This is a genomic window from Cellulomonas telluris (assembly GCF_004886325.1).
In the GTDB taxonomy this organism is placed as follows: Bacteria; Actinomycetota; Actinomycetes; order Actinomycetales; family Cellulomonadaceae; genus Cellulomonas; species Cellulomonas telluris.
On record NZ_QXFN01000005.1, the window covers coordinates 188,828 to 209,386 of the forward strand.

Annotated in this window: 20 protein-coding genes; all 20 read right to left on the minus strand. The window is 75.0% G+C overall.

Annotated elements, in window-relative coordinates:
* Positions 1–49 precede the first annotated feature (49 nt).
* The gene (locus FB586_RS16450) at positions 50–289 is read right to left on the minus strand and encodes an RNA-binding protein (RefSeq protein WP_136520426.1); all 240 of its coding nucleotides are present in this window, start codon (positions 287–289) and stop codon (positions 50–52) included.
* Complete coding sequence (gene rpsP, locus FB586_RS16455; RefSeq protein WP_136520427.1) at positions 289–714, minus strand: 30S ribosomal protein S16; 426 nt, start codon at positions 712–714, stop codon at positions 289–291. Before rpsP ends, FB586_RS16450 begins: the two co-directional genes overlap by 1 nt.
* A gap of 219 nt (positions 715–933) precedes the next feature.
* Complete coding sequence (locus tag FB586_RS16460; RefSeq protein WP_136520428.1) at positions 934–2,025, minus strand: amidohydrolase family protein; 1,092 nt, start codon at positions 2,023–2,025, stop codon at positions 934–936.
* 8 nt (positions 2,026–2,033) lie between these two features.
* Complete coding sequence (gene ffh / locus FB586_RS16465) at positions 2,034–3,635, minus strand: signal recognition particle protein (protein WP_136520429.1); 1,602 nt, start codon at positions 3,633–3,635, stop codon at positions 2,034–2,036.
* Between the two features lie 27 nt (positions 3,636–3,662).
* Positions 3,663–5,468 (minus strand): [protein-PII] uridylyltransferase, encoded by a 1,806-nt coding sequence (locus FB586_RS16470; RefSeq protein WP_136520430.1) that lies wholly within the window; start codon positions 5,466–5,468, stop codon positions 3,663–3,665.
* 22 nt (positions 5,469–5,490) lie between these two features.
* Positions 5,491–5,832 (minus strand): P-II family nitrogen regulator, encoded by a 342-nt coding sequence (locus tag FB586_RS16475; protein WP_136520431.1) that lies wholly within the window; start codon positions 5,830–5,832, stop codon positions 5,491–5,493.
* Complete coding sequence (locus tag FB586_RS16480; RefSeq protein ID WP_136520432.1) at positions 5,832–7,142, minus strand: ammonium transporter; 1,311 nt, start codon at positions 7,140–7,142, stop codon at positions 5,832–5,834. The genes FB586_RS16475 and FB586_RS16480 overlap by 1 nt, the downstream gene beginning before the upstream one ends.
* Before the next feature lie 231 nt (positions 7,143–7,373).
* Positions 7,374–8,597, minus strand: coding sequence for a signal recognition particle-docking protein FtsY (gene ftsY, locus FB586_RS16485; protein WP_136520433.1), 1,224 nt, complete (start codon positions 8,595–8,597; stop codon positions 7,374–7,376).
* A 169-nt stretch (positions 8,598–8,766) separates the two neighbouring features.
* Positions 8,767–9,087, minus strand: a complete 321-nt coding sequence (locus FB586_RS16490) for a hypothetical protein (protein WP_246036859.1) — start codon at positions 9,085–9,087, stop codon at positions 8,767–8,769.
* 143 nt (positions 9,088–9,230) lie between these two features.
* Complete coding sequence (smc, locus tag FB586_RS16495; protein ID WP_168800588.1) at positions 9,231–12,791, minus strand: chromosome segregation protein SMC; 3,561 nt, start codon at positions 12,789–12,791, stop codon at positions 9,231–9,233.
* Positions 12,792–12,880: 89 nt separating this feature from the next.
* Positions 12,881–13,315, minus strand: a complete 435-nt coding sequence (gene ndk, locus FB586_RS16500; protein WP_136520434.1) for a nucleoside-diphosphate kinase — start codon at positions 13,313–13,315, stop codon at positions 12,881–12,883.
* A 100-nt stretch (positions 13,316–13,415) separates the two neighbouring features.
* The gene (locus FB586_RS16505; protein ID WP_136520435.1) at positions 13,416–14,048 is read right to left on the minus strand and encodes a hypothetical protein; all 633 of its coding nucleotides are present in this window, start codon (positions 14,046–14,048) and stop codon (positions 13,416–13,418) included.
* The gene (locus tag FB586_RS16510; protein WP_136520436.1) at positions 14,045–14,701 is read right to left on the minus strand and encodes a hypothetical protein; all 657 of its coding nucleotides are present in this window, start codon (positions 14,699–14,701) and stop codon (positions 14,045–14,047) included. Before FB586_RS16510 ends, FB586_RS16505 begins: the two co-directional genes overlap by 4 nt.
* Positions 14,702–14,705: 4 nt before the next feature.
* Positions 14,706–15,248, minus strand: coding sequence for a signal peptidase I (locus FB586_RS16515; protein WP_246036861.1), 543 nt, complete (start codon positions 15,246–15,248; stop codon positions 14,706–14,708).
* Between the two features lie 74 nt (positions 15,249–15,322).
* Complete coding sequence (locus tag FB586_RS16520) at positions 15,323–15,934, minus strand: hypothetical protein (RefSeq protein WP_136520437.1); 612 nt, start codon at positions 15,932–15,934, stop codon at positions 15,323–15,325.
* A 297-nt stretch (positions 15,935–16,231) separates the two neighbouring features.
* Positions 16,232–16,618: a DUF4233 domain-containing protein gene (locus FB586_RS16525; protein WP_136520438.1), complete on the minus strand. Its 387-nt coding sequence runs from the start codon at positions 16,616–16,618 to the stop codon at positions 16,232–16,234.
* A 9-nt stretch (positions 16,619–16,627) separates the two neighbouring features.
* Entirely contained in the window at positions 16,628–18,337 is a 1,710-nt protein-coding gene (locus FB586_RS16530) for an MDR family MFS transporter (protein ID WP_136520439.1), read from the minus strand.
* An 84-nt stretch (positions 18,338–18,421) separates the two neighbouring features.
* Positions 18,422–19,036 carry a TetR/AcrR family transcriptional regulator gene (locus FB586_RS16535; RefSeq protein ID WP_136520440.1) on the minus strand — a complete coding sequence of 205 codons (615 nt, stop codon included), beginning with the start codon at positions 19,034–19,036 and terminating at the stop codon, positions 18,422–18,424.
* Between the two features lie 60 nt (positions 19,037–19,096).
* The gene (dhaM, locus tag FB586_RS16540) at positions 19,097–19,840 is read right to left on the minus strand and encodes a dihydroxyacetone kinase phosphoryl donor subunit DhaM (protein ID WP_136520441.1); all 744 of its coding nucleotides are present in this window, start codon (positions 19,838–19,840) and stop codon (positions 19,097–19,099) included.
* Positions 19,841–19,896: 56 nt separating this feature from the next.
* Entirely contained in the window at positions 19,897–20,538 is a 642-nt protein-coding gene (gene dhaL / locus FB586_RS16545) for a dihydroxyacetone kinase subunit DhaL (RefSeq protein WP_136520442.1), read from the minus strand.
* Between the last annotated feature and the right edge of the window lie 21 nt (positions 20,539–20,559).

Below are 20,559 nucleotides of genomic sequence, written 5' to 3' on the forward strand. Positions count from 1 at the left end.
CGCCGACGGCCCGGCCCCTGGGCAGGGACCGGGCCGTCGTGCGTGGTTCTCAGCGGCGGTCGACGTCGACCACGTCGACGCGGACCGGGCCGTCGGTCGCGAGCGCGGACACGACCGTGCGCAGGGCACGGGCCGTGCGGCCGCCGCGGCCGATGACGCGCCCGAGGTCCTCGGGGTGCACACGCACCTCGAGCATCTCCCCGCGGCGCTGGGACGAGGCGCGCACGCGCACGTCGTCCGGGTGGTCGACGATGCCCCGCACCAGGTGCTCGAGCGCGTCGGCGAGCATCAGGCCTGCTCGTCCTCGGCGGTCGCCTCGGCGTCCGCAGCCGGCTCGGCGGTCTTCTTCTCGGCGGCGCGCGCCTTGGCCTTCTCGGCGTCGGCGGAGGCGGCCTCGACAGCGGCAGCGGCGTCGGCCTTCGGCGCCTTGGTGCGCAGGGTGCCCTCGGCGCCCGGCAGGCCCTTGAACTTCTGCCAGTCGCCGGTGACCTTGAGCAGCGCGAGGACCTGCTCGGTCGGCTGCGCGCCGACGCCGAGCCAGTACTGCGCACGGTCCGAGTTCACGTCGATGAGCGACGGCTCCTCGGTCGGGTGGTACTTGCCGATCTCCTCGATCACGCGGCCGTCGCGCTTGGTGCGCGAGTCGGCGACGACGATGCGGTAGTACGGCGCGCGGATCTTGCCCAGACGCTTGAGGCGGATCTTCGTGGCCACGAGGTGGTGTCTCCTGATGTCTGCTGAGGCGGCCTGACCTGCGCCTGCCCGTGGGGAGGGCGCGCCGGTCCGGCCTCAAGGACGCAGCGGGCACAGGTAGAGGGGCTGTGCGCGCCGAGTACAGCCGACCATTGTGCCAGACATCCCGGGTGCGGCGAGCACACCCGGAGCCCGGGTCGCCGTGACGTGCGGCGCGGTCCCGCCCGGCCGCACCGGTCGTCAGCGGTACCGGGTTCCCCGCAGCACGACGGCCGCGGGCGCCGCCAGCACCCGGACGTCCTCGCGCGGGTCGGCCTCGTACACCACCACGTCGGCGCTCGCGCCCTCCGCGACCCCCTCCACGCCCAGCCAGCTGCGCGTGCGCCAGCTCGCGGCCGCGACCACGTCCCGGGCCGGGACTCCCGCCGCCACCATCTCGGCGACCTCGTCCGCGATGCGTCCGTGGCCGATCGTGCCGCCGGCGTCCGTGCCGACGAGCACGCGCACCCCGGCGTCGTGCAGGTCGCGCACGTGCGCGTGCCGGCGCGCGTGCATGGCGCGCATGCGGGCCGCGAAGCGCGGGAAGCGCGCCTCCCCCTGGGCGGCGATCGCCTCGAACTGCCCGACCTGGAGCAGGGTCGCAGTGACGGGTACGCCCGCCGCGGCGATCCGGTCGACCTGGTCCGGCGTCGCGCCGGTGCCGTGCTCGAGGCAGTCGACGCCGGCGTCGAGCAGCGCGTCGAGGGACTCGGTGGCGAACGTGTGCGCCGTGACGCGGGCCCCGGCGTCGTGGGCCGCCGCGACCGCGTCGACGAGGACGTCGTCCGGCCAGAGCGGGCGCAGGTCCCCGTCGTCACCGAGGTCGCGGTCGATCCAGTCCGCGACGAGCTTGACCCAGCCGTCGCCCCGGGCCGCCTCCTCGCGCACCGCGGCGGGCAGCTCGCGCACGTCGACCAGCTCGCGCCCGTAGTGGCGCAGGTACCGCTTCGGCCGCGCCAGGTGGCGGCCGGCGCGGATCAGCCGCGGCAGGTCGGCGCGCTCGTGGACCCACCCGGTGTCGGCGGGCGACCCGGCGTCACGCACGAGCAGGACGCCCGAGTCGCGGTCCGCGAGGGCCTGCCGCTCCGCCGTCGCGGCGTCGACCGCCCCGTCGGACGCCAGCCCGATGTGGCAGTGCACGTCGACGAGCCCGGGCAGCACCCAGCCCTCGAGCACGGCGTCCGGGGCACCGGCCGGCCGCTCCAGGGTCAGCCGGTCCCCCACGACCCACGCCTCGCCCACCTCGTGCTCGTCACCGAGCACGACGGTCCCCCGCAGGTGCGTGACGGCCACGGCGGGTGTCAGCGGCCGCCGAACAGCTTGTCCAGCCCGGCGGGCAGCTGCAGGTCGGCCGGGTCCGGCGCCTGCGCGGGGCCGCCCCCGATCCCGAACGCGGACCCCGCCGGCGCCTGGCCTGCGGCCCGCGCCGCGGCGGCCTTCTCCTGCTCCGCGCGCTTGGCCGGGTTGCCGGAGCGGGCGCCCTTCGCGCGCTTGGCCGGTGCCTGCTTGCCCCGCGACTTCTTGCCGCCCATGCCGGGCAGGTTGCCCATGCCCGGGGGCATCCCGGGCATGCCGCCGCCCTTGGCCATCTGGCGCATCATCTTCTTCGCGCCCTCGAACCGCTCGAGCAGCTGGTTGATCTCGCTCGGCGTCGTCCCGGAGCCGCGCGCGATGCGGGCCCGCCGCGAGCCGTTGATGATCTTCGGGTTCTGCCGCTCGCCCGGCGTCATCGAGCGGATCATCGCCTCGATGCGGTCGACCTCGCGCTCGTCGAAGTTCTCCAGGGCCTCGCGCATCTGCCCCATGCCGGGCAGCATCCCGAACATCTTCTTGATCGAGCCCATGTTGCGCAGCTGCTGCATCTGCACGAGGAAGTCCTCGAGCGTGAAGTCCTCGCCGCCGACGAGCTTGCCGGCCATCTTCTCGGCCTGGTCGGCGTCGAACGCCTTCTCGGCCTGCTCGATGAGCGTCAGCACGTCGCCCATGTCGAGGATGCGCGACGCCATGCGGTCGGGGTGGAAGACCTCGAAGTCGGTGAGCTTCTCACCGGTCGAGGCGAACATGATCGGGCGGCCCGTCACGCTCGCGATCGACAGCGCGGCACCACCGCGCGCGTCGCCGTCGAGCTTCGACAGCACGACGCCGGTGAAGCCGACGCCGTCCTGGAACGCCTGCGCCGTCGTGACGGCGTCCTGACCGATCATCGCGTCGACGACGAACAGGACCTCGTCCGGCTGCACGGCGTCGCGGATGTCCGCGGCCTGCCGCATGAGCTCGGCGTCGACGCCGAGGCGGCCGGCCGTGTCGACGATGAGCACGTCGTGCTGCCGCCGGCGCGCCTCCTCGAGGCCGGAGCGCGCGACGGAGACCGGGTCGGCGCCGGCCGGCAGGACGTCGTCGGCACCCTGGTTGCCCGGGTGCGGCGCGTGCACCGGCACGCCGGCGCGCTCGCCGACCACCTGCAGCTGCGTCACGGCGTTGGGACGCTGCAGGTCCGCCGCGACGAGCAGCGGGGTGTGCCCCGAGCCCTTGAGCCACTGGGCGAGCTTGCCCGCGAGCGTCGTCTTGCCCGCGCCCTGGAGGCCGGCGAGCAGGATGACGGTCGGCGGCTGCTTCGCGAACGCGATGGTCCGCGTCTGCCCGCCGAGGATCGCCACCAGCTCGTCGTTGACGATCTTGACGACCTGCTGCGCCGGGTTGAGCGCGCGCGAGACCTCGGCGGAGAGCGCGCGCTCGCGCACGGCGCCGGTGAACTGGCGGACGACCGGGACCGCGACGTCGGCGTCGAGCAGGGCACGACGGATCTCACGGATCGTCGCGTCGATGTCCGCCTCCGAGAGCCTGCCCTTCGAGCGCAGGTTCTTGAAGGTCGACGTGAGACGGTCGGAGAGGGTGGCGAACACCGGACCTCGCTGCGGGAAGCGGACGGGCTACGGACGGTCCAGGGTACCTGCCAGGGCGCGCAGACCCCGGGCGGTGAGGTCGTCGACGAGCCGCTCGCGCCACGCCGTCCACGCCGCGGGCCCGGCCGCGGACGCGTCCGCCTCGGTCAGCGCGCGCAGCAGCGCGAGCAGGTCGGCCCGGTGCTCCACCGCGTCGAGGAGCCGGTCGAGGGTCGCCGGGTCGTCCGGGTCGGCGCCCGTCGCGAGCTCGGCGAGGGTGAGGTGCTCGCGCACGAGACGCGCCACGTCGGCGGCGACCTGCGGGCCGAACCCCATCCGCTCCACGACGGGCCCGGCCAGGCGGGCGCCCTCGACCGAGTGGTCCCCCGCGCCGGCGCGCTTGCCGATGTCGTGCAGCAGCGCGGCGAGCAGCAGCGTGTCCGGGGCCTCCACCGCGCGCCGGTCGCGCCCGGCGCGGGCCACCGTCTCGACGAGGTGCCGGTCGACGGTGTGCCGGTGCACGGGCGAGCGCTGGGGCCGGTTGCGCACCCCGGCCCACTCCGGGATCCACGTCGTCACGACGCCGGCGAGGTCCAGCGCCTCCCACACGGGCACCTGCGCGGGCCCGGCGGCGAGCAGGTGCAGCAGCTGCTGGCGCGCCGCACGCGGCCAGGGCGTCGGCAGCGGCGGGGTCGCCTCCAGGCTGGCGACCGTGACCGGCGACAGGACGAGACCGGTCCGGGCCGCGGTCGCCGCGGCGCGCAGCGACAGCACGGGGTCGTCGGCCGGGCGCGCGTCGACGGCCAGGACGAGCTCGCCGTCGTGCTCGACGAGGCCCTCCGCGATCTGGCGCAGGCGCGGCGGGGTGCGCCGGCCGCGGACGAGCACCGGACGCCGGGCCGGGCGCTGGAGCGCCTGCCGGGCGTTCCTCGCGGTGGTGTCCAGCGCGTACGAGATGACCCGCCCGGCCTCCGCCACCGACGCGAGCAGGTCGTCGCGGTCGTCGAAGCCGACGAGCGCGGCCACCTCGTCCTGGTCGACGAGCAGCAGGCGGTTCGTGTGCCGGCCCGTGACGACCTGGACCGCGTCGCGGACGTCGAGCAGGTGCGTGTAGGCGTGGTCCACGGCGCCGTGCGGCCGGTCCGTGAGCCACGTCGCCGCGAGCGCGGACAGCACCACGGCGTCCCGGATGCCGCCGCGGGCCTCCTTGAGGTCCGGCTCGAGCAGGTAGGCCAGCTCGCCGTGGCGGTCGGCGCGCTGCCGCGTCGAGGCGAGCAGCTCGGGCAGCCGGCGGCGCGCCGCCGAGCGCCAGTCGGCCAGCAGCGCCGAGCGTGCGCGGGCGACGACGAGACCGTCCCCCGCCACCGGCTGCAGCTCCAGCAGCCCCACCGCGGCGGGCAGGTCCTTGGACGCCACCTGCCGGCACTGCGCGAGCGAGCGCACCGAGTGGTCGAGGTCGAGGTTCGCGTCCCAGATCGGGTACCAGAGACGCTGCGCGAGCGCGGCGATCTCCTCCGGGCCGTGCGCCCGTCCCTCGTGGACGAGGAGCAGGTCGAGGTCCGACACGGGGCTCGCGTCGCCGCGTCCCACGCTGCCGACCACTCCCAGGGCGACGCCCTGGAGGTCCACCCCCTGCGTCACCTCGTCCCAGAGCCGCCCGAGCGCCCCCACCACCAGGTCCGCGACGGCGCGGCGCCGCGCGACGCCGTCCGTCCCCGGGCCCGTCATGCGCGCCGCGGTCGCGAGCCGAGCGGCACGCAGGTCCCGCACCCCGACGGGGCTCGGTGCCCTGTCGGGGTGCGGGACCTGCGGCGACCCGGCGGCGCCCGTGCCGGGCGGCCGTCCTGTCGTCATGTGCTGTGCGCGACCGTCCTGCTCAGAGGGCGTCGTCGCCGTGCTCGCCGGTGCGGACGCGAGCCACGTCCTCGACCGGCACGACCCAGACCTTGCCGTCGCCGATCTTGCCGGTCTGCGCCGCGCGGACGATCACCTCGGTGACCGCCGCCGCGTCGCCGTCGGCGACGAGGACGTCGATCTTCACCTTCGGCACGAGGTCCACCGTGTACTCGGCACCCCGGTACACCTCGGTGTGGCCGCGCTGGCGGCCGTAGCCGCTCGCCTCGCTGACCGTCAGACCGCGGACACCCGCGGCCTCGAGGGCCGACTTCACGTCGTCCAGCCGGTGCGGCTGGATGACCGCCGTCACGAGCTTCGTCATCACTTCACCTCCGTCACGACGCGGGCACCCGCGCCCAGGGACTCGTACGCCGTCTCGCCGTGGACCGTCAGGTCGAGACCGGACACCTCCTGCTCGTCGGACGCCCGCAGGCCGATCGTCGCCTTGAGGATCAGCGCGATGACGAGCGTGGCCAGACCGCTGAAGAGCATGGCCAGGACGGCGACGATGATCTGCGTGCCGAGCTGGCCCGCGCCGCCACCGTAGAGCAGGCCGTTCGCAGCGCCCTCGGGGTACCAGGTCGCGTCGGTGTCCGTCGCGAAGAGGCCGATGAGGACGGTGCCGACGAGCCCGCCGACGAGGTGGACGCCGACGACGTCGAGCGAGTCGTCGTAGCCGAACTTGTACTTCAGGCCGACGGCCAGGGCGCACAGGACACCCGCGACGAGGCCGATGGCGATCGCGCCCCACGTGTCGACCGCCGCGGCGGCCGGCGTGATGGCGACGAGGCCGGCGACGACGCCGGACGCGGCGCCCAGCGACGTGGCGTGGCCGTCACGGATCTTCTCGGTGCCGATCCAGGCGAGCAGCGCGACCGCCGTGGCGACCGTCGTGTTGACCCAGGCACGGCCGGCCGTGCCGTCCGCGGCGAACTCGGAGCCCGCGTTGAAGCCGAACCAGCCGAACCACAGCAGCGCGGCGCCGAGCATGACGAACGGCAGGTTGTGCGGCCGCATCGGCTCGCGGCCGAAGCCCTTGCGCTTGCCGAGGACGATCGCCAGGACGAGGCCCGCGACACCGGCGTTGATGTGCACGACCGTGCCGCCCGCGAAGTCGATCGGGACGGGCAGCGCGTCGATCAGGAACCAGCCGCCACCGAGCAGGCCGCCGCCCCACACCATGTGCGCGAGCGGCAGGTAGACGACCGTCACCCACAGGCCCGCGAACACCAGCCAGGCGCCGAACTTCATGCGGTCGGCGACGGCGCCCGAGATGAGCGCGACCGTGATGACCGCGAACGTCAGCTGGAAGCCCGCGGCGACGAGGAACGGCACGCCGGTCCCGGCCATCAGGCTCTGGTCGTCCGTGGCGCCCTGCAGGCCGAGGAACTCGGTCGGGTTGCCGATGAACCCGCCGATGTCGCTGCCGAACGCCGCCGAGTACCCGTACACGACCCAGATGAGCGACACGAGGCCGAGCGCCCCGAAGCTCATCATCATCATGTTCAGCACGCTCTTGCCGCGCACCATGCCGCCGTAGAAGAACGCCAGCGCAGGCGTCATCAGGAACACCAGGGAAGCGGCGAAGATGATGAACGCCGTGTTCCCGCTGTCCAGGACGAATTCTTCCATCGAGATCGCCTCTCCCCTCGCCAGCCGGGGGTGGCTGGTCGGCGACAACGGTCGCGGAGAGGCGTTTCACCGACGCGCGTGCTCGGTTTCCGCCACGTGACAAGCACCTCGGCGGTGTGAACATCGTGTTTCGAGCAGGGCGATCGTCCAGTCCCTGGGACGGAGGACCCCGAGGTGCGGACCGGGGCGGGCCCCCGTCCGCACCTCGGCGCGGGCGCCGTCAGCGGTGGGTCACTCCCCGAGCAGGCCGTCGACGAACGCCTCGGGGTCGAACGGGGCGAGGTCGTCCGGCCCCTCGCCGAGGCCGACGAGCTTGACCGGCACGCCGAGCTCGCGCTGCACGGCCACGACGATGCCGCCCTTCGCCGTCCCGTCGAGCTTGGTCAGCACGATGCCCGTCACGCCCGCGACCTCGCCGAACACGCGCGCCTGCTGCAGGCCGTTCTGGCCGGTGGTGGCGTCGAGCACGAGCAGCACCTCGGACAGCGGGAGGTCGCGGCCGAGGACGCGGGTGATCTTGCCGAGCTCGTCCATGAGGCCGGCCTTGTTCTGCAGGCGGCCGGCGGTGTCGACGAGGACGACGTCCGCCCCCTCCTCACGGCCCGTGCGCAGGGCGTCGAAGGCCACGGACGCCGGGTCCGCGCCGTCACGGTCGGAGCGGACGGTCGGCACGCCCACGCGCGAGCCCCAGGTCTCGAGCTGGTCGGCGGCGGCCGCGCGGAACGTGTCCGCCGCGCCGAGGACGACCGAGCGCCCGTCGGCGACCAGCACGCGCGCGAGCTTGCCGACCGTCGTGGTCTTGCCGGTGCCGTTGACGCCGACGACCAGCACCACCGCGGGGGCGCGCGTGCCGTCGGGGGCGGTCACCGCGTCGGTGCGCAGCGTGCGGTCCAGGCTCGGGTCGACGAGCGCCAGCAGCTGCTCGCGCAGCACCGTCCGCGCCTGCAGCGGGTCGGACAGGCCCTCGATGCGCACGCGCGTGCGCAGGGCCTGCATGATCTCGTCGGTCGGGCCGGCGCCGACGTCGGCGAGCAGGAGGGTCTCCTCGATCTCGTCCCAGTCGTCCTCGGTGAGCTGGTCGCGCGAGAGCACCGACAGCAGACGCGTCCCCAGCGGCGAGCCGGACCGGGCGAGGCGCTCGCGCAGGCGGCGCAGGCGGCCGGCGGTGGGGGCCGGCGTCTCCAGCGGCGGGGCGACGAGGTCCTCGACGGAGAGCTCGTCGACGGTCGCGCCCTCCACCGCACCGCTCGTGCCGTCGACCGCGACGTCGGGCGGGACGACCGGCGTCGGCACGACGGGGCGGTCGACGACGTCGGTGGCGGTGCGGCCCGCGTCGGGCCGCGACGTCGGCTGCTGGTCGGCGCCGCGCCGGCGGCGCACCAGCAGCGCCGCGGCCGCGCCGGCCACCAGCACGGGGGCACCGACGAGGTAGGGCAGGAGGTCGTTGAGGTCCACGGCCACAGTCTGTCGGCACCGCGGCGAGCACCGCGACCGGGTGCGGCGTGAGCGGGGCCACGCGGGCGCGCGGCGCCGGCGCGGCGGCCCATCCGGGGCCGACGGCCCGGGTGCGCGTCACCGCCCCGGGGGCCGGCGTCCCCCGGGGGTCAGTCGGCCCGGCGCGGGGTCAGGCGCCGCGCCGGACGCGCAGCGTCTGCGCGACGCGGTGCAGGTCCTCGGTGAGCTCCTCGACGTCCACGTAGCCGTCGCCGGAGCGCACGTTGGCGCGCAGGAAGTCGGCGAGCGAGACGTCCTGCGGCTCCAGCTGCACGGCGGCCGCCAGCGCCTCGTCCGTCTCGGGCGCACGGCGCGCCCGCAGCCCGCGCCGGAACGCCTGCCAGGGGGACTCGAAGCCGCCGGGGGCGTCGTCGCTGCTCACGCGGGCGAGCAGCAGGACCGCGACGGCGGCGAGCAGCACGAGGAGGACCACGAGAACCACGACGATCATGGGATCAATTGTCCGCGCGAGCGGGGGGACCGCACGCCGCCACGAGGTGGTGTCCACCACGTCCACACGACCTTCACAGCGCCGCGCCGGTGCGCACCGGACGGCCACGCGAGGCCGCCTGACGACGCGCGTCCCGGGACCGCTCAGGCGGGCTGGTCCTCACGCATCCGCTGGCTGATCACGGTCGTGACGCCGTCGCCGCGCATCGTCACCCCGTAGAGGGCGTCCGCGATCTCCATCGTCCGCTTCTGGTGCGTGACGACCAGGAGCTGCGAGTCCTGCTGGAGCTCCCGGAAGATCTCGAGCAGGCGCCCGAGGTTCGCGTCGTCGAGGGCGGCCTCGACCTCGTCCATGACGTAGAACGGACTCGGGCGGGCCTTGAAGATCGCGACCAGCAGCGCGACCGCGGTGAGCGACCGCTCCCCGCCGGACAGCAGCGACAGGCGCTTGACCTTCTTGCCCGCCGGCCGCGCCTCGACCTCGATGCCCGTCGTCAGCATGTCGTCCGGGTCGGTCAGCACCAGGCGCCCCTCGCCCCCGGGGAAGAGCCGCGGGAAGACCTCGTCGAACGCCGCCGCCGTGTCGCGGTAGGCCTCGGCGAAGACCCGCTCGACGCGCTCGTCGATCTCCTTGACGATCTCGAGGAGGTCCGTGCGGGACTTCTTCAGGTCGGCGAGCTGCTCGGTGAGGAACCGGTGCCGCTCCTCGAGCGCCGCGAACTCCTCCAGCGCGAGCGGGTTGACGCGCCCCAGCTGAGCCAGGCCGCGCTCGGCGGCCTTGAGCCGCTTCTCCTGCTCCGCGCGCACGTACGGGACCGCGGTCGGGGCACCGGGCTCCGGCTCCGTACCCGGGGGCAGCACGACCGGCACGTCCTGGTGCGGGCCGAACTCCTCGACCAGCACGTCGGGGTCCAGGCCGAGGTCCTCGACGGCGCGGGTCTCGAGCTGCTCGATCCGCAGGCGCTGCTGGGTGCGGGCCATCTCGTCCTTGTGGGCGACGTCCGTGAGCTCCGCGAGCTCCCGGGCGAGGGCGTCCACCTGGCCACGGGCCTCGGCGATGCGGCGCTCCCGCTCCGCGCGCGCCGCCTCGGCGGCGTCGCGCTCGTCCGACGCCTGCTGCAGGGCGCGCTCCAGCAGGGCCGTCGCGCGGACCGCACCGGTGTGCACCGCGTACGCCACGGCGGCCTGACGGCGCCGCTCGCGCTCGCGCGCCGCCGCGCGCTCCCGCGCCGCCCGCTCCGAGGCGGCGGCGCGCTCGAGGCCCTCGGCGCGGCCCGCGAGCGCACGGGCGCGCTCCTCCCCCGTGCGCAGCGTCAGACGCGCCTCGGTCTCCCGGCCGCGGGCCGCCGTGGCCGCCGCGGCCGTCTCGTCGCGGCGCGCGGTCGCCGCGGCGATCGCGGCCTCGGTGTCCTGGGGCTGCTCCTCGGCCGCCACGAGGCGCTGGGTGAGCTCCGCGAGCGCCGCGTGGTCCTCGGCGAGGGTCGTGCTCGCGGCGGCGAGCGAGCGCTCCACGCGCTCCGCCTCGGCGCGGGCCGCCCGTGCGGCGGATCCGAGGTGGCCGAGCTGCTCCGCGACCGCGGCGAGCGCGGCGTCCGACTCGTTGAGACGGTCGAGGGCGGCGTCGACGGCCTCCTGCGCCGCGGCCCGCTCCTCGCGGGCCGCGGCGAGCTCGAAGCGCAGGCGCTCGGCCGTCGCGGCGGCCCGGGCCCCGGTCTCGCGCGCCGTCTCGAGCGCCGCCTGCAGGTGCAGGGCCGAGGGTGCGGACGCCGACCCGCCGGACGCCCGGAACCGGGACAGGACGTCGCCGGTGCGCGTGGCGACGACGAGGTCGGGGTGGGCCGCGACGAGGGGACGCGCGGCGGCGAGGTCGTCGACGACGACGACGTCGGCGAGCAGCGCGTGCACGGCGTCGCGCACGGCGGCCGGCGCCTGCACGAGGTCGACCGCGCGGTCGACCCCGGCCGGCAGGTCGGACGTGCGCGTCGGGCCCTCGCCCGCCACGAGCAGCGTGGCGCGGCCGGCGTCCTCGGTCCGCAGGTGGCGGATCGCGTCGACCGCGGCGTCGACGGACTCGACGGCCACCGCGTCGGCGACGAGCCCGAGGGCCGCGACGACGGCCTCCTCATCCCTGGGCTCGACCTGCAGGAGCGCGGCGACGGAGCCGACGACGCCGGGCAGGCCGTCGGCGGCGAGCAGGGCACCCGCCCCGTCCTTGCGGGACAGCGACATCTCGAGCGTCTCGGCGCGCGACGCCTGCTGGTCGCGCTCGCGCTCGGCCTCGCGCAGCTCCTCCTGCAGCGCCGCGACCCGCGCCAGCGCCGCGTCGAGCGCCTCGGCGGCGGCCTCGTGCTCCGCGTCGAGGCCCTCCTCGCCCTCCTCGACGCCCGCGACCTGCGTCTCGAGGGCCGCGAACCGCGTCGTGGCGTCCTGGGCGCGGGCCTCGGCGGCGGCGAGGGTCTCGCGCAGGCGGCCGATCTCGGCCTCCGTCGCCTCGACCTTGCTGCGGCGCGCCGCGACCTGGCCGGCCAGACGCGCCACGCCCTCGCGCCGGTCCGCGGCGGCCCGCTGCAGGTCCGCGAGCGCACGCTCCGCCGCAGCGGCCGCGGTCTCCGCCTCCTGCCGCTGGGCGCCGGCGGCCGCCACGGCCGCACGGGCGCCCTCGACCTCCGAGGCGAGCTCCTGCTCGGCGGCGCGCACGCGGGCCGCCTGCGCCTCGAGGTCCGCCGGGTCCTGGCCGGGGGCCCGCTCGGAGGACGCGGTGCCCAGCAGGCGCGCGCGGTCGGCGGCGAGGGACGCGGTGCCGCGCAGCCGCTCGCGCAGGGACGAGAGGCGGTACCAGACGTCGCTCGCCTCGCTCACGGCCGGCGCGGCCTCCGCCGCCTCCCGCTCGAGCCCGGCGAGCTGCTCGCGCGCCGCGCGCAGCCGGCCCTCGACGTCCTCGCGGCGGGCGCGCAGCGCCGACTCGTCCGCGATCTCCTGCTCGAGCTGCGCCCGCAGCTGGGCGAGGTCGTCCGCCAGGAGGCGCGCACGTGCGTCGCGCAGGTCCGCCTGCACCACCGCGGCCTTGCGCGCCACCTCCGCCTGGCGGCCGAGCGGGCCGAGCTGGCGGCGGATCTCGGCGGTGAGGTCACCCAGGCGCGTCAGGTTGCCCTGCATCGCGTCGAGCTTGCGCAGCGCCTTCTCCTTGCGCTTGCGGTGCTTGAGGACGCCCGCGGCCTCCTCGACGAAGCCGCGGCGCTCCTCGGGCGTCGCGCGCAGCACCGCGTCGAGCTGCCCCTGCCCGACGATGACGTGCATCTCGCGGCCCAGGCCGGAGTCGCTGAGCAGGTCCTGGATGTCGAGCAGGCGGCACGAGCGGCCGTTGATCGCGTACTCGGAACCGCCGTTGCGGAACAGCGTCCGCGAGATCGTCACCTCGGAGTACTCGATCGGCAGCGCGCCGTCGGTGTTGTCGATCGTGAGCGACACCTCGGCGCGGCCCAGCGGCGGGCGGCCGGACGTGCCGGCGAAGATGACGTCCTCCATCTTCCCGCCGCGCAGCGACTTGGCGCCCTGCTCCCCCATGACCCACGCGAGCGCGTCGACGACGTTCGACTTGCCGGAGCCGTTCGGTCCCACGACGCAGGTGATGCCCGGCTCGAAGCTCAGCGTCGTCGCGGACGCGAACGACTTGAACCCGCGCAGGGTCAGCGTCTTGAGGTGCACAGGCTGAGCCTAGGCAACGCGGCGCCGCGCACGGCGACGCCCCGCCCGACCGGCTGCGAGCCGGACGGGCGGGGCGTCGGTGGGAGGCGTCAGAGGTGCGGGAACCAGAGGGCGATCTCGCGGGCCGCGGACTCCTCGCCGTCCGAGCCGTGCACGATGTTCTCGATGAGCTTCGTGCCCCAGTCGCGGGCGAGGTCGCCGCGGATCGTGCCGGGGGCCGCCACGGTCGGGTCGGTGGCGCCGGCCAGCGAGCGGAAGCCCTCGATCACGCGGTGCCCCTCGACCACGGCGGCGAGCACCGGGCCCGACCGCATGAAGTCGATGAGGGCCTGCACGAACGGCTTGCCCGCGTGCTCGGCGTAGTGCTCGGCGAGCAGCGCCTCGTCGGCCTGGCGGAGCTCGACGGCGACGAGCGTGTAGCCCTTCGCCTCGATGCGGCGCAGGACCTCGCCGACGTGCCCGCGCCGGACGCCGTCGGGCTTGACCAGGACGAGCGTGCGCTGCGGGAGGGGTGCGTCAGACATGGCGGTAACCCTAGCGGGGGACGGTGTGCACGGGGCGAGGCCGTCGTGCTCGCTCAGCCGGTCGACCCTGCGCGCCTGCGTGGCCCGTCGCCGGCACCGCTCACGGCATCAGGCAGAGAGGCGTCCTGCCGTCACCGGGTCGGTCGACGACAGCCAGATCCATGCTCACGTTCCCGCCGTAGTTGGGAGGGAGGTAGCCGGAGACGACCGGAAGGGCGGCACAGCGCGACGTGAGCGTCGCCTGGTCGCCGACGTTGTAGACGAACGCCGTCTCGGTCCGCCAACCTGCGGGCGGGAACGGCACGCCGGACGGCGGGTCCGCGGGCAGGACGACCGTGAACGTCACGTAGAAGTTGGACGGCTCGGAGCCGGGAGCCAGCAGCCTGACACCCCATTGGTAGAAGCCGACCGAGTAGTCACCGCCGCCCCACGCGTTCGGGGCCTGCAGGCTCTGGACCTCGCAGGGGATCGGGGCCACGGCGTCAGTCGTGACGTCCACCACGCCGTCCGGTCCCACGTCACGCACCTCGCACGTCGAGGTGGTCGGCGCCGTCGGCCACGTCTGTGCGGCCGAGACGTCGGCCGAGAACCAGGCGTCGTCGGTCCAGGCCGCGCTCGTCGCCGCGACGCCGACCGGCGCGAGGAGGCCGACGCCCAGGAGTGCCGCGACGACGCGGTGTCGACGGCGGCGCGCCTGCTCCGGGACGTGCGAGACGGGGTATCCGGTGCTCATCGCGCTCTCCTCGTGCCGGGCTCGATGGACGGGACGACGGGTACCGGTCCGTGGGGTGCGCCCCGGCAGTCCTCCCTCTGGCGTCGGGCGCCCAGGAGGAGCAGCAGCCCGACCACGGTGGTGGCGAGGGCGGTCAGCACGAGCGGTAGCGTCGACGCCCCGGTCGTGGCGAGCGCGCCCCCACCGGTCGTCCCGACCGGCCGCGGAGCGGTCGTGGCGCCGGCGCCGGCTGCGTCGTCCGCAGCGAGGACGATGCGCCCGCGGATGGCGCTCCTCGCTCCCGGCTGCAGGTCGGACGTGGCCGCGACGGCGATGCGCAGGGTGTGGACGCCTGCGGCGACCCGCGCCCCTGTGTGGCCATGCCGCACAGGTACGCACTCTCCGCCACCGCTCGGGCAGAGGGTCACGTCCCAGGTGAGTCCGGGCGCTGGGTCCTCCTCGACCGTCACCCCGGTGACGACGGCCGCCTGCGGGACGCTGACCCTGGCCGTCGCGGACCGGGTGGACGCCGGCACGAGGTTCTCGAAGCTGGCGTGGAAACGCTCGCTACGGGGCGCCGCGCTCGCGCTGCTCGGGACGGTGAAGGTCGCCACGAGCGCGAGCACTGCTGCCAGCGCGAAGCTCGCGGCAGCGCCGCGGATGCGTGATCTCACGACGTCACCTCCCTGGAGTGCGTGCGACCTGCAGGCCCCGGCGGGGAGCCGGACGCACGGTGTCCCTCGGGAGCAGGCTGAGCCCGAGGAGAGCGGCGAGGGCGACGCCGAGCGGAATCGCGACGGAGGGCCTGGTCAGCGTGCTGATGACGTAGCCGCCACCGCTGACCTGCCACGTGGGCTGCCACACCCTGTCCCCGACGACGTACGTGCCGGCGTCGGGCGTGTCGTTGGCGTCGCCCTTCATCTGGATCGCCCACCGGTCGTCCGCTCGCCGCTCGACCGACACGACACGGTGCGAGACGAGATCACCCGTGACGTCGCTGTAGATCGACGCCACCTCACCCACCTGGACCTGTGCTGTGGGCACAGGCCTGGCGACCAGCAGGTCGCCGGTCATGATCCCCGGCTCCATCGAGCCCGAGATCACGACCAGCGGCTTGATCAACCCGGCCTGGTTGGCTGCCCAGACGAGCCCGCTGAGCAGCCCGAGAGCGGCAACGAGCCAGAGGGCGACGTTCCCGGCGAACCGGAGCGTGCGCACCATCACAACCTCCTGACGGGGTCTGGGGACGACCGGGAAGCGCCCGCCGGCGGGGGTCCGCCGGCGGGCGCCGGGCCTCAGGACCGCAGGTACGAGCCCTGGAAGGCGATGGTCACGCTGCCGGTCGTGCCGCCGAACGTCTCGGGGTCGGCGTCGTCGGGCAGCGAGATCTTCACGGTGACGGGGTGCTTGTCCGCCGCGGTGTCGACCGAGGGCTCGGCGGCCATCGTCGACGGTGCGTCGACGACCTCCACCGTGGCACCCTCGGGCTCGAACAGGTCGCCGGTGGCGTCGATCGTCGGCGCCGCGATGCTCAGGTCGTACGTGCCCGCGTTCCAGAGCCAGATGGTCGTCTCGATCTCGTCGCCCGCGGTGAGGTTCGCGAACACCGAGGGGTCGATCGTGACGGCCGTGGTGGCGTCGTCGGCCAGCTCGAAGGCCCCCTCCGCCGGCCGCGCGGCGGGGTCGGTGACGTCGAACGCACCCCGCAGGTCGATGCCGTCGGGGTCGATCGCAGTCGCGTCGGCGGCGAACCAGGCGTCGTTCGTCCACGCCGCGGAGGTCAGGGCGGCACCGATGCCCAGCAGGGCGACGCCGGCCAGGGAGTACTTCGCGATCGCGGCCTTCCTGCGCTTGCGCTCGTCACGCTCGGTGGTGGACGTGACGTCGGGGGACGGTGTGGTGGTCATGGTCAGCTCCTCGCTCCGCTCACCCGACCGGGCGCTTGCGCTTGCGGCCGGGTCTGTGCGTCAACAGGTACGGAACCAGGGTGCGCCGCCCTTTTCGGGCATCGCTGGGCCATTGGACCTACGTCCAGGACGCGCGTCCAGGTGACCTGCGGCGACGTCGTTACAACTCGTCGCACATTCGCGACGGATCCACCCGTGGCGTCACGGACGCGGCAGGCGCGGGCACGAGAAAGCCCTGACGGGGCGGTCGGAGGGCCGCCCCGTCAGGGCATTCTCGTGTGGTGTGGGAGGAAGGCGTCAGCCGGCCGGGTGCGCCGCGTCGTACTCCGCCCGCTCGCGGTCGATCCGCCCGCCCAGGCGCAGCGAGACCACCCACAGCACGACGAACAGGCCGCCGATCACGAACATCATCGGGACGAGCACGCCGAACCCGAGCACGGCGAGCTGGGCGACCGTGCCGGCGACGTACCCGCCGGGACGGCCGACGTAGCCGGCGATGAGGATCAGCACGAGGGCGGTCACCCCGCCGAGGGTCCACACGGTGGCGGGCGGCGCGACCCGCAGCCCGAAGGCCACGAGCGTCGCGAAGAACACCAGGAGCGCCTCGAGGATCAGCGTCATCTGGGTGAACTGCGGCTTCGCGGGCCGCTTGGGGCCGCCCCGGCCGCCACCGTGCATGCTCATCGGACCAGGCTAGCCGCGCGCCGCGGACGACCCGGCGTCGGCCCGGTCGTCGGAGTCGGCGGGCACCTCACCGCCCTCGTCCTGCGCGGACCCGGGCACCGCCACCTCCGGCTCCCCGGCCTGGCCTGCCCGGCCCGGGTCCGCCACCGCCTCGCCGCGCGCGACCATCCCGGCGACGTCGGAGAGCTTCACCTCACGCAGGAACAGCGCGAGCACGAGGCCCACCACGACGAGCGGCACGAGGTACCAGAACGCGGGGGCGAGCGCCCCGGCGAACGCGTCGACCACGCCCGAGCGCACGGGCTCGGGCAGCGCGTCGACTGCCGCGGGCGTCAGGCCGGACGCCTCGGGACCGCCGGCACCGGCCGGGACCTCGCCGAACGCCTCGGCGAGCCGGTCCGACAGCCGGGAGGTGAAGATCGTCGAGAACAGCGCCGTGCCGACCGCCGCGCCGATCTCGCGGAAGAAGTTGTTCGCGCTCGTGGCCGTGCCGATCTCGGACGGGTCGACCGAGTTCTGCACCGCGAGCACGACGGTCTGCATGACGAGACCCATGCCGGCGCCGAGGACGAAGATCATCGCGCCGAACAGCACCATCGACATGTCGCCCGTGAGGCGCGTGAGCCACATGAGGCCGAGCGTCGTGATCGCCAGGCCCGCGACCGGGAACGCCTTGTAGCGGCCGGTCCGGGTGATCGCGATGCCGGAGCCGATCGCGGTGAGCATGACGCCCGCCATCATCGGCAGCATGAGGAAGCCGGACTGGGTCACGCCGGCACCCGTGGCCATCTGCAGGAACGTCGGCAGGAAGGCCAGCGCCGAGAACATGCCCATGCCGAGCACGAGGCCGATGCTCGTGGCGATCGTGAAGGTGGGGTTGCGGAACAGGCGCAGCGGCAGGATCGGCTCGACGGCGCGCAGCTCGACGGCGACGAACGCCGCGATCGACACGAGCGTGCCGACGACGAGCGCCAGCAGGCGCGGGTCGGACCAGTCGTAGCCCTCACCGCCGCTGAAGGACTCCCAGCTCGTCGCGAGGACGAGCCCGGACGTCGCGACGACCAGGAAGAAGATGCCGGCCACGTCGACCGGCCGCTCGGAGCGGCGCGACGGCAGCTTGAGCGTCATCCAGGCGACGACGAACGCGGCGACGCCGATCGGGATGTTGATCCAGAACGCCCAGCGCCAGTCGGCGTGGTCGGTGAACAGGCCGCCGAGCAGCGGGCCGATAACGGCCGCGATGCCGAACAGGGCGCCCATGGGGCCGAGGTACTTGCCGCGCTCCTTGGCGGGCACGACGTCGGCGATGATCGCCTGCGACAGGATCATCAGACCGCCGCCGCCGAGGCCCTGCACGAACCGCCACGCCACGAGCGCGCCGAACGAGTCGGCGAACCCGGCGCCCGCGGACGCCACGGTGAACAGGCCGATCGCGAACAGGAACGGCCAGCGGCGCCCCCACAGGTCGCCGAACTTGCCGTACAGGGGCATGACGATGGCGATGGCCAGGATGTAGGCCGTCACGACCCAGCCCTGGTGCTCGACGCCGTCGAGCTCCCCGACGATGGTCGGCATCGCGGTGCCGACGATGGACTGGTCGAGCGACGACAGGAACATCGACGCCATCAGGGCGCCGAAGATGAGCCACACGGTGCGTGGCGTGAGCACGACGAGCGGCGCGTCGTCCGCGCGGCCCGGTGCGGTGGCGGTGCCGGCCATGGGGGTGCCTCGTCCTTCTGGTGGTGGTGGTCGGTCACGGCGACGCTGCCGTCGGGAGGGTCGGGGGGCGCCGGCCCCCACGGGTCAGGCGGTGACGATCGCGCGCAGGTCCGCGAGGACGTCGCGGGCGTGCTCGCCGGCCTCGCCCGTGCCGCCGGCGGCCTCCCAGCGCACGAACGTGCTGTGCACGACCACGAGCACGAGACCCGCGACGGTGTCCGCCAGGTGCGGGGACGCCTCGCCGAGCCGGGCCCGGACGACGCCGAGCAGGCGGTCCTTCTGCTGGTCCATCCACGCGACGTGGTGCGCCATGAGCCGGGGGTGCTCCGAGGCCAGCTCGATCGCCCGGTGCATGCGCTCACGCCCGAGCGGCGGGTCCCCCAGCACCGGGGCGAGCAGGGAGACGACGTCCTCGAGGAGGTGACCGGTCGGCCCGCCGGCCACGAACGCGGCCGACGCCTCCGCGTCGAGCGTCCACGGCGCGTGGCCGAGCACGGCGTCGTCCTTCGTCGGGAAGTAGTTGAAGAACGTGCGCGGCGAGACGCCCGCCTCGGCGCACACCATGTCGACCGTCACGGCGTCCAGGCCGTGCTCGGTCACGAGGCGGTGCGTCGCGTCGACCAGCGCCGCGCGCCGCTGCGCCTTCTTCCGCTCCCGCAGCCCCGGCGCGGGGACGGGCACGTGCGCGGCGGAGGACATGGGTCCTATGGTGCACCCACTGCAACTTTGCAGTCAATGCAACAACTGGACCCGGGGTCGCTACTCCTCGCCGAAGCCGTCCTCGACCGCGCTGACGAACCGCTGGACCGCCTCCGCCGCCTGCGGTCCCTCACCGACGACCTCGAGCCGGGCCCCCTGCCCCGCCCCCAGCTTCATGAGCTCGAGCACGCTGGCACCGTTCGCGCCGTTCACGCGCACCCGCGCGTCGTACGCCGCCAGGGCCCGCGCGAGCACGGCAGCCGGGCGTGCGTGCAGGCCGAGCCGGTTGCGCACCACCGCCGAGGCGCGCACCACGCCGTCGGCGTCGGCAGCCGCCGCCCCGCTCCCGCCGGCCGCGCCGTCCACCGCGGGGCGGTCGCCCTCCCCCGGCGTGAAGCCCTCGAACGTGCCGCCCGCGTGGTGCGCGGACGCGAGCACCGCGGCGAGGTCGCCACCGCCGTGGGCGGTGACGCCCGCCGCGACCGCACCCTCGACGAACGGGGCGTCCGCGACACGCACGCGCGCCGCCACGTCCGGTTCCACGGCCTCGAGCACGGACTCGCTCGTCATCACCGCCGAGCCCAGGTCGGTGAGCACGACGACCGCACGGCCGTCCGCGGCCGCCTCACCGACGGCCGCCTCCACGCGGTCGAAGCTCGTGCCGATGCCGCCGTCCTCCAGCCCTCCGGCGGGGACGATGAGCACGCCCGGCGCCATCTGCGCCGCGACCTCCGCCGCACCCTCCGCCAGCGCACGCGAGTGCGACACCAGCACCAGCGCGACCCGCGCCCACCGCTCCGCCATCGACCGATCGCCTCCTGCTCGTCCCTCGCGCGACGTGCCCGCCGCGCGTCCTCGTCTCAGTCGGCTGCAGCCGCCGCCTCGGCGGCCGCGGCCAGGATCAGCGCGCTCGACCGCGCCCCCGGGTCCAGGTGCCCCGCCGAGCGCTCCCCGAGGTAGCTCGCACGCCCCTTGGTCGCCACGAGCGGGATCGTCGCCTCGGCACCCTCCTGCGCGGCGCGCGCGGCCGAGGCGAGCACCTCGGACGGCGGTGCCCCGTGGTCGGCCGCCTCGACCGCTGCCGCCGCGGCCGGCGTCCACGCGTCCACCATCGTCTTCTCGCCCGGGCCCGCCTTGCCCCGCGTGACGACGCCGTCGAGCGCCGCCTCCACCAGGGCGACGGCACCCTCGCTGTCGAGCACGGACGTCGCCGTGGCCTTCGACGCACGCAGGTAGGCCGTCCCGTACAGCGGACCGGCGGCACCGCCGACCGTCGACATCAGCGTGGTGGCCACCAGGCGCAGCACGTCACCGATCTGCGCCGGCGGCTCCTCGAGCGCGTCGAGCTTGGACAGGACGGCGGCGAACCCCCGCGCGAGGTTCTCGCCGTGGTCGCCGTCGCCGATGAGCCGGTCGAGCTCGACGAGCTCGTCCCGGTGCTCGGTGACGGTGGCCGCCGTGCGGCGCACCCAGTCGACCGCCCACGCCACGTCCAGCGTCATCGGCACTCCTCCTCACGGTCC

Bases quoted from the DNA above. Each gene is read 5' to 3' on its own strand.
- FB586_RS16475 (WP_136520431.1), bottom strand. From the start codon at position 5,832: ATGACGAAGCTCGTGACGGCGGTCATCCAGCCGCACCGGCTGGACGAC.
- FB586_RS16520 (WP_136520437.1), bottom strand. From the start codon at position 15,934: ATGACCACCACACCGTCCCCCGACGTCACGTCCACCACCGAGCGTGAC.
- dhaL (WP_136520442.1), bottom strand. From the start codon at position 20,538: ATGACGCTGGACGTGGCGTGGGCGGTCGACTGGGTGCGCCGCACGGCG.
- FB586_RS16535 (WP_136520440.1), bottom strand. From the start codon at position 19,036: ATGTCCTCCGCCGCGCACGTGCCCGTCCCCGCGCCGGGGCTGCGGGAG.
- FB586_RS16450 (WP_136520426.1), bottom strand. From the start codon at position 289: ATGCTCGCCGACGCGCTCGAGCACCTGGTGCGGGGCATCGTCGACCAC.
- dhaM (WP_136520441.1), bottom strand. From the start codon at position 19,840: ATGGCGGAGCGGTGGGCGCGGGTCGCGCTGGTGCTGGTGTCGCACTCG.
- FB586_RS16490 (WP_246036859.1), bottom strand. From the start codon at position 9,087: ATGATCGTCGTGGTTCTCGTGGTCCTCCTCGTGCTGCTCGCCGCCGTC.
- FB586_RS16525 (WP_136520438.1), bottom strand. From the start codon at position 16,618: ATGAGCATGCACGGTGGCGGCCGGGGCGGCCCCAAGCGGCCCGCGAAG.
- FB586_RS16515 (WP_246036861.1), bottom strand. From the start codon at position 15,248: ATGGTGCGCACGCTCCGGTTCGCCGGGAACGTCGCCCTCTGGCTCGTT.
- ndk (WP_136520434.1), bottom strand. From the start codon at position 13,315: ATGTCTGACGCACCCCTCCCGCAGCGCACGCTCGTCCTGGTCAAGCCC.
- FB586_RS16530 (WP_136520439.1), bottom strand. From the start codon at position 18,337: ATGGCCGGCACCGCCACCGCACCGGGCCGCGCGGACGACGCGCCGCTC.
- FB586_RS16505 (WP_136520435.1), bottom strand. From the start codon at position 14,048: ATGAGCACCGGATACCCCGTCTCGCACGTCCCGGAGCAGGCGCGCCGC.
- FB586_RS16480 (WP_136520432.1), bottom strand. From the start codon at position 7,142: ATGGAAGAATTCGTCCTGGACAGCGGGAACACGGCGTTCATCATCTTC.
- FB586_RS16470 (WP_136520430.1), bottom strand. From the start codon at position 5,468: ATGACGACAGGACGGCCGCCCGGCACGGGCGCCGCCGGGTCGCCGCAG.